Genomic DNA, 7,990 nt, shown 5'->3' on the forward strand with positions numbered 1-7,990 from the left:
CGCGGCGCGCCCGAGACAGAATGGTCGGGCGTCGTCAGTGGGCCGGACAGATCGCGCTGCGCACACGGCCGTAGTCGACGTGGCGGCGGGCCACGAGACGGCGGACGACAGCGGCGGTCATGAAAGTCATGCTGCCACACCTGGTGGGGGCCGGCCAACGAGCGCGTGCGGGATCCCACATCACGGGCCACCCGACCTCGCGGCAGGTGGCCCAGAAGCTCATGGAACGCTGCCACCTGGAACGCTGATACCTCTGCGGCATGAAGATGCCTCTGGGGTATCGGGGCGAACGAACTACACCCCTGGCGGTCGAGGTCCGATGCGGCCGGTCACGGTTGATGAGGCAGACCGTCGTCCCGGACTTGTCCAGCCGCACCCGATCGCCGGATCGGCGCAACGTGAGGTCCGGCCTGTGTGACGCTGCGGTGTGTGACCGGTTCCGTCGACCCGCCCGGCGACCGCGTCCCGCCGGTGCGCGAGGCGACGGCCGGGCCGGATCGTGCGGGCCCGCTGGTCTGGATCGCGCCGAGCCTGGTCACCCTGACCGTCGTACTGACCGGGATCGACCACGCCCAGCCGTGGCGCGACGAGTTGGCCACCTGGAGCGCGGCGGGCCGGTCACCCGGGGACCTCGTCCGGCTCGCCGGCACCATCGACGCCGCCACCAGCCCCTACTACCTGTTCATGCACGCCTGGATCGCCGTCCTCGGCGACTCGGTGACCGCGCTGCGGCTGCCCGCCGCCCTGGCCATGGCCGCCACGGCCGGGCTGACGGCGGTCCTGGGTCGGCGGCTGGTCGGCACCCGGGCCGGGCTGCTCGCCGGGCTGCTCCTCGCGGTGCTCCCGGGCACGTCGCGATACGGCCAGGAGGCCCGCCCGTACGCGCTGGCCACCCTCCTGGCGGTGCTGGCGACCCTGCTGCTGGTCGAGGCGATGGCCCGCCCCCGGTGGACACGCTGGGCCGGGTACGCCGCCGCCGTGGCCGCGCTCGGGCTCACCCACCTGGTCGCGCTCACCCTGCTCGCCGCGCACGCGGTGACGGTGCTCACCACCCGCCGTACGGGACCGCCGAACCGCGTGCTGCGCTGGGCGCTCGCCCTGCTGCCGACCGTGCTGCTGCTGGCGCCGCTGGTGCTGCTCGCCAGGGCACAGCGCTCCCGGCAGCTCGGCTGGGTGGACACCGCCCGACCCGACGACCTGGCCGCGCTGGCGGGCGGCGTGGCGCAGAGCGGGGTGGTGGGCGGGGTGCTGGTGGGGCTCGCGGCGCTGGGCGCGGCACGGCTGGGCCGACGCGCGCTGCTCCCCGGGCTGGCCGTGCTGCTGCCCGTGCTGCTGCTCTTCGCCGCAGGGCTGGTCGTGGCGCTCTGGGTACCCCGGTATCTCGTCTTCGTGGTGCCCTTCGGCTGCCTGCTGGCCGGCGCGGCGCTCGCCTCGGTACCGCTGCCGCCCGCGCTGGCCGTCGTCGCCCTGGCCGGCCTGCTCGGGCTGCCGGACCAGGCGGCGTTGCGGCGCACCCACGAGTGGCCGCGCAGCGCGACGGTGGACTACCGGGGCGCGGCCCGGATCGTCGCCGACGGTCAGCGGCCGGGCGACGCGGTCGTCTACTCCCCCCGCCGGAGCTGGCTCTTCCTCGACCTGGGTCTGGCGTACCACCTGGGCGACCGCCGGCCCCGCGACGTGCTGGTGACCGAGGACCAGGCCCGCCGGGGCGACCTGTGGGCCGCCGAGTGCGCCCGGCCCGCCGAATGTCTGGCCGGTGCGCAGCGGGTCTGGCTGGTCGTGGCCGGCCGCCCCGACGATCCGCTGGCCGCGGTCGCCGGCGCCAAGGGCGACGCGCTGCGCGCCGGCTTCACCGTCGAGCGGGTCTGGCCGCGCCCGGGACTCACCGTCGCCCTGCTCACCCGCTGATCCACCGGCCCCGGCTCCCGCCCGGCTCCGCCCCGGGTGCCCGTGCTTCGGCTCGATCGGCGCTGGCCGAGGATGTCGGTGACCGTCCGGCGCCGGGCGGCTCGCGGGTCAGCCGGCGGAGCGGCCCTCGGCGGCGCTGCGGGCCAGCGGGACGACGAGCGTCGCCTCGGTGCCGCCCTTCGCGCCGTCGCGCAGCTCGATGGTGCCGCGCAGCTCGCCGGTGACCAGCGCCCGGACGATCTGCAACCCGAGGTTGCCGCCCCGTTCGGCGTCGAAGTCGGGCGGCAGCCCGCGCCCGTTGTCGGTGACCGAGACGTGCAGCATCCTGCGGAACCGGTGCGCCGACAGCACCACCTCGGGAGCGGCCTGGGCGGCCGCCTCCGCCACGGCCGGGCCAGGACCGGTGGGCGCCTCGGCGTCCGGCGGGAAGCCGTGCTCGACGGCGTTGAGCAGCAGCTCGTTGAGCACCATCACCAGCGAGGTGGCGACCTCGGCGGGCAGCACGCCGAAGCTGCCCTCGCGCCGCATGCCGACCGTGGCCTCCGTGGCGGCCACCTCCGTCGCGGCGCTGGCCACCCGGTCGACGATGCCGTCGAACTCGACCGCCTCGTCGCTGGACATGGAGAGGGTCTCGTGCACCAGCGCGATGGAGGCGACCCGGCGTACCGACTCCTCCAGGGCGACCCGGGCCTCCGGCATGGAGACCCGGCGGGCCTGAAGCCGCAGCAGGGCGGCGACGGTCTGGAGGTTGTTCTTCACCCGGTGGTGGATCTCCCGGATGGTGGCGTCCTTGGTGATCAGGGCGCGGTCGCGGCGGCGTACCTCGGTGATGTCTCGGACCAGCACGAGCGCGCCGATCGGCACCCCGGCGGGCATCAGCGGCAGCGCCCGGGTGAGCATCGTCGCGCCGCGCGCGTCGATCTCCCGGCGGGGTGGCGCCTCGCCGCGCAGCGCGGCGAGGATCCCGTTCGCCGCGTCCGTGCCCTCCAGCGGGTCGCTCGCCAGCCGGCGGTGCAGCGCCGCCAGGTCCTCGCCCACCAGGTGGGAGGCGTAGCCCAGCCGCCGGTACGCCGACTGCGCGTTCGGGCTGGCGTAGGTGACCTTGCCGCCGGCGTCGAGCCGGACCAGCCCGTCGCCGACGCGCGGGGCCGACGTGGTCTCCCCCGGGTGGCGCGGCGGCGGGAAGGTCCCGTCGGCGATCATCTGGGCCAGGTCGTCGGCGGTGGTCAGGTAGTTCAGCTCGAGCTGGCTCGGCGTACGCGCCGTGGAGAGGTTGGTGTCCCGCCCCACCACGGCGATCACCTCGCCGGCCTCCCCGTCGGTGGTGCGCAGCCGGACCGGGATCGCCTCGTGCCGGGCGGGCACGTCGCCGTACCAGACCGGGTCGCCCTCGCGCCAGATCCGGCCCTGCCGGTGGGCCACCTCCAGGTGTGCCACCTCAGGCCCGCCGACGATCCGGCCCACCTGGTCGTCCAGGTACGCGGTGGGTGCGGTCGTCGGCCGGACCTGGGCGACGCAGAGGAACGTCCCGTCGCCGTCCACGGGCACCCAGAGCAGCAGGTCGGCGAAGGACAGATCGGACAGCAACTGCCAGTCGCCGGCGATCCGGTGCAGGTGGTCGATGTCGGCCGGACGGAGGCGGGTGTGCTCCTCGGCGAGGTCGCGCAGCGTGGACACGTCGACCAGCGTGCCACGACGGGGGTCACATCGTCGCGGTGACCTTCTTCAGCCCGCGCGGCGCGTCCGGGTCCTCGCCCCGGGCGAGCGCCAGGGCCAGCGCCAGGCGCTGCATCGGCAGGATGTCCAGCAGCGGCGCGTACCGCTCGTCGACCTCGGGAACGGCCATCCGGGTGACACCCTCGACGTCGGCGGAGCCGACCACCACCACGTCGGCGCGGCGCTCGCCGAGGCGGGGCAGCACCTCGCCCATGGACCGGCCGCCCGGCCCGGAGCCGACCACCGCGAGCACCGGCACGTCCGGGTCGGTCATGGCGAGGGGGCCGTGCAGCAGGTCCGCGCCGGAGAACGCGAGGGCCGGCAGGTACGAGGTCTCCATCAGCTTCAGCGCGGCCTCGCGGGCGGTCGGGTACGCGTAGCCGCGACCGGTGGTGACGAGCTGGCCGGCAAACCGGTAGCGGGGCGCGAGCTGGGCCGGGGTGGGGTCTTCCAAGGTGCGGGCGGCCAGCTCGGGCAGGGCGGCGAGCGCCTCGCGCTCCTCGGCGGGCAGCGCGCCGTCGCCGGCCCGGATGCCCTCGACGAGCATCAGCAGGGCGAGCAGCTCGGCGGTGTAGGTCTTGGTGGCGGCCACCGCGCGCTCGTGCCCGGCGGCGATGTCGACACTGAGCTCGGCGACCCCGGTCAGCCGGGAGTCGGGCGCGTTGGTGACCGCGAGGGTCAGCGCGCCGGAGGCGCGGGCGGCCCGCAGCACCTCGGCGAGGTCGGGCGAGCCGCCGCTCTGGCTGACGCCGACGACCAGCGCGTCGGAGAGGTCGGGCCGGGCGCCGTAGAGGGTGACGACGCTGGGCGAGGCGAGGCCGGCGGGCAGGCCGAGCCGGATCTCGGTCAGGTACGCCCCGTAGAGGGCGGCGTGGTCGGAGGTGCCCCGGGCGGTGAAGACCACGTGCCGTGGGCGACGCTCGGCGATGACGGCCGCCACCCGGGCGATCGCCCCGGCGTGCTCGGCGGAGAGCAGTCGCTCGTAGCCCGCCGGCTGCTCGTCGATGTCGGCGGCCATGCCAGCCCCTGCACGCGTCACGGAAACTCCCCCCACTGCGCGATTGCCGCGCGTTTGCTGCTCAGTCTTGCACGTTTGCTCCGAGCCGGGCAATCGAACGAGCAGGAGTGCGCAGATGATCACCATGTCGGCGCAACATCACCTAGGCTTGCCCGACCCCACCGGAGCCCCGACGAGCGAGAGGACCACGTGCCCGAGGACGACAGGTCGCCGACCGCGGCGGAGGAGCTCGCCCTGGCCCGCCTGGCCATCGACGAGGGCGACCTGGCGCACGCCGCCGCCCACGTCGCCGCCGCGCTGGCCCAGGCCCCGACCCTGCCCGAGGTGCACGAGATCCTCGCCCGGCTCGCCGCCGCCGACGGCGGGGGCGGCGTCGATCTCTTCCCGCTGCGGGGCCAGGCCTTCATCGGTGCCGTCGTGGCCCGCGCCCACCTGCTCGCCGCCGTCGGCCGGCCCGCGGAAGGGCTGGACCTGCTGGTCGCGGCCACCGGTCACGCGCCCGGGACGGACTGGGCCGGCGTGCCGTGGGTGACCACCCCGCAACTCGCCGAGCGCCTCGACCCCGACCGGACCGCCCGGATCCTGATGCAGGTCTGCGCCGCCGTGGCCGACCCGGTGCCGCGGGCCGGCCGGGCCGCCCTCGTCCCCTACCTGACGCTGGCCCGCAACGCGGTCACCGTCCACCCCGAGCACGGCCTGCTGCTCGGCGCGGCGTCCGCGCTGGCCAGGCGGGTCGGCGAGGTCGACCTGGCGATCCGCTGGGCCGCCCGGGGCGTACGCGCGGAGCCGTCGAAGATCGGCGAGGTGTGGCTCGGGTACGCGTACCGCAGCGCCGGGCGCACCCGCGAGGCGCTGGCGGCACTCGGTCGCGCCGTCGCACACGACCCCGACGACCTCACCGTCTACGCCGACATCGCCGGCACCCTCGCCGACAACGGGCGGCTCGACGAGGCGCTCGACTGGATCGACCGGGCGCTGGCCCGGGACCCCTCCTTCGAGTGCGCCGTGCACACCGCGCACCGGCTGCGCCACCAGCGCGACGGCGACGTGGCCCACCTGGTCGCGCTCGCCGACTTCGTCCGCGACCACCCCGACGACACGCACGAGCACGGCGACCTGGCCGAGAGCTGCCGGGGCCGGCCCTGGCTCGGGCAGGTCACGCCGGCGACCGGGCCGGTGGTGGACGCGCTGCGCCGGGCCGTCACCGACGAGCACGTCGGCCTCGGCGCCGTACGGCTGGACTCGCCCGCGCCGCCCAGCGCGCTGCGTACCGCCGCGACGGCCGCACCCGGGTTGCGCATCGAGGTGGCCGGCGTGCCCGACCCGGACCCGCGCGAACCCCGGCGGGCGACCACCCGGCAGCTCTGGCGCCACGAGTCGGCGACGGTCGTGCCCGCCGTGCCGGCGCCCTCGGCGGAGGCGGTCGCGCGGCTGCGGCAGCTCGCCCATCCGGCGTGGCCGCACCCGCCGGCGGCGTACGACGCGGCGGTGGGCCTGGCCACCCTGGAACTGGCCGACCTGCTCGGCCTGCTGGCGCACCCCCCGCAGGCGCCGCCCACCGCGCTGGGCCGGGTACTCGGGCAGGACCCGTCGCTCTGGGTGCGCTGCGTGCAGGTGTGGGCGTGCCTCGGCCTGCTGCACCACCGCACGGACGAGCCGTGGGCGGAGTCGACCCGGCGCCGGGTGCTGCTGGACCTGGTCTGGGGTGTCGAGGACTGGGTCACCGAGGCGGCCATGTTCGCGCTGGTCACCGCCGCCTGGGTCGATCCCGCGGTACGCCCCGACGTGGCCCGGGTGGTGACCGAACGGCTGGCCGACGTGGCAGCGGTCGCCCGGACCCGCCCGGTGCCGATCGCGCCGTCCCTGGCACACCTGGCCCTGGCCAGCCCCGCCCTGGCCCCGGAGACGGCGGCCCTGGCCACGCGGCTGGCCGCCACCCGTGCGGTGCCCCGGCCCCGGGACTCCCGGCTCCGTCGCCTCTGGCACCGCCTCACCGCGCTCGCCCGCTCCGGCGGCACGGACCCGCACGGGAGACGGTAGGGGTGCCGTCCCGGCACGAGAGGCGGCAGGGGTGCGGGCCCGGCACGAGAGGCGGCAGGGGTGCGGGCCCGAGGGCGGAGAAAGTCGGTGGGGCGTCCCGGCCTACAGCGGGCGGCGGAGGGCGAGCAGGTCCACGCCGGGCAGGGGCGTCCAGTCCAGCTCGGGCGCGCGGACGAAGCCGCGACGGCGGTAGAGCCGCTGGGCGGAGGCGGCGTAGCCGCTGCGCACACAGATGACCACGGCGGAGCAGCCCAGCTCGGCCGCCCGCGACAGGCAGGCGTCGACCAGTGTGCCGCCGACGCCCCGCCCCTGCGCGGCCGGGTCCACCGCCAGCATCCGGAACTCCGCCTCACCCGCCCGGGACAGCTCGGCGTAGCGGGTGCCGGGCAGGACGAAGGTCACCGAGCCGAGCAGCTCGCCGGTGGCGTCGTCGGCGGCCACCAGCACCTCGCCGTCCTCGGCCCGGGACGCCACGTCGGCGAGCACGGTGGCGTAGCCGTGCTCGTTCTTGAGCTGGCCGTCCGCCTCGTACGCGGCGACCGTCAGCCGGGCCACCGCCGCGAAGTCGTCCGGCCCGGCCCGACGGACCGAGAGGCCGGTCAATCGATCACCGCGATCAGGTCACCGTCCTGCACGACGTCACCCTCGTTGACCGCGAGCTGCCTGACGACGCCGTCGGACTCGGCGACGACCGGGATCTCCATCTTCATCGACTCCAGGATCACCAGCGTGTCCCCCTCGGACACGGTGTCCCCGGCCGACGCGACGACCTTCCAGACGTTCGCCACCATCTCGGCGCGGATCTCCTCGGCCATGTCCAGGGCCCTCCCTCTCGCGGTTGCCTGCCGACGTATCCAATCATGCGGGCGACCTCCGGCGGGCGTGGAGCGGCCGGGAGCGGACGGGTGATCCACTCCGGGCCCGGCCACCCGGGCGTACCGGCCGATGGTGGGGGCGGCCGGCCCGACGGTGGGGTGGGGGCTCCGGCGTGTCGCGCGGCGCGGCGCACGGCCGGCGGCCCCGGCGGACGACGGCGCAGACCGGCCGCACTAGCATCAGCGGGTCGGACCCCGGCGCCGGGAGGACCGGTGCGTGCACCGGCGCCGAGCTCGTGCGCAGGCGGATCCGACCATCACGAGGAGGTCACCATGGCGAAGAAGGCCCGGAAGAAGAAGGCCCGGAAGAAGAGCAGCGCGAACCACGGCAAGCGCCCCAACTCCTGACCGGCGGCCGGGCCCCACGGCCCGGTGCGGACCAGTCAGCGCGTACGCCGGCGGGGCTGGCGCCCACGTCGCCAGGCCCCCCGGT

At 76.2% G+C, this 7,990-nt stretch carries 7 protein-coding genes; 3 read left to right on the plus strand and 4 right to left on the minus strand.

Translation table 11 applies throughout. The annotated features are described in order from the left end of the window. Positions 1–510: 510 nt before the first annotated feature. On the plus strand, positions 511–1,908 hold the full coding sequence (locus V6U77_RS16325) for a glycosyltransferase family 39 protein (protein WP_442934442.1): 1,398 nt from the start codon (positions 511–513) through the stop codon (positions 1,906–1,908). Between the two features lie 108 nt (positions 1,909–2,016). Here the strand turns inward: V6U77_RS16325 and V6U77_RS16330 are convergent, their stop codons facing one another. Together V6U77_RS16330 and V6U77_RS16335 are read right to left on the minus strand one after the other, a co-directional pair. Beyond that, positions 2,017–3,585 (minus strand): histidine kinase N-terminal domain-containing protein, encoded by a 1,569-nt coding sequence (locus tag V6U77_RS16330; RefSeq protein ID WP_334607180.1) that lies wholly within the window; start codon positions 3,583–3,585, stop codon positions 2,017–2,019. Positions 3,586–3,610: 25 nt separating this feature from the next. Then, positions 3,611–4,642 (minus strand): SIS domain-containing protein, encoded by a 1,032-nt coding sequence (locus V6U77_RS16335; RefSeq protein ID WP_334607181.1) that lies wholly within the window; start codon positions 4,640–4,642, stop codon positions 3,611–3,613. Positions 4,643–4,831: 189 nt separating this feature from the next. Here V6U77_RS16335 and V6U77_RS16340 point away from each other — a divergent pair, with 189 nt between their 5' ends. Then, the gene (locus V6U77_RS16340) at positions 4,832–6,682 is read left to right on the plus strand and encodes a tetratricopeptide repeat protein (RefSeq protein WP_334607182.1); all 1,851 of its coding nucleotides are present in this window, start codon (positions 4,832–4,834) and stop codon (positions 6,680–6,682) included. Between the two features lie 102 nt (positions 6,683–6,784). Here V6U77_RS16340 and V6U77_RS16345 read toward each other — a convergent pair whose 3' ends face one another. Both V6U77_RS16345 and V6U77_RS16350 read right to left on the minus strand, forming a co-directional pair. Beyond that, on the minus strand, positions 6,785–7,285 hold the full coding sequence (locus V6U77_RS16345) for a GNAT family N-acetyltransferase (protein WP_334607183.1): 501 nt from the start codon (positions 7,283–7,285) through the stop codon (positions 6,785–6,787). Continuing rightward, entirely contained in the window at positions 7,282–7,503 is a 222-nt protein-coding gene (locus V6U77_RS16350) for a biotin/lipoyl-binding carrier protein (RefSeq protein WP_334607190.1), read from the minus strand. Before V6U77_RS16350 ends, V6U77_RS16345 begins: the two co-directional genes overlap by 4 nt. A 327-nt stretch (positions 7,504–7,830) precedes the next feature. On the opposite strand from V6U77_RS16350, the gene V6U77_RS30065 reads away from it, so the two are divergent. Beyond that, a complete protein-coding gene (locus V6U77_RS30065) occupies positions 7,831–7,905 on the plus strand; it encodes a 50S ribosomal protein bL37 (protein WP_369752275.1) in 75 nt (24 codons plus the stop codon). Positions 7,906–7,990: the final 85 nt, after the last annotated feature.

It is taken from the genome of Micromonospora sp. CPCC 205546 (assembly GCF_036902715.1).
Lineage (GTDB): Bacteria > Actinomycetota > Actinomycetes > Mycobacteriales > Micromonosporaceae > Micromonospora.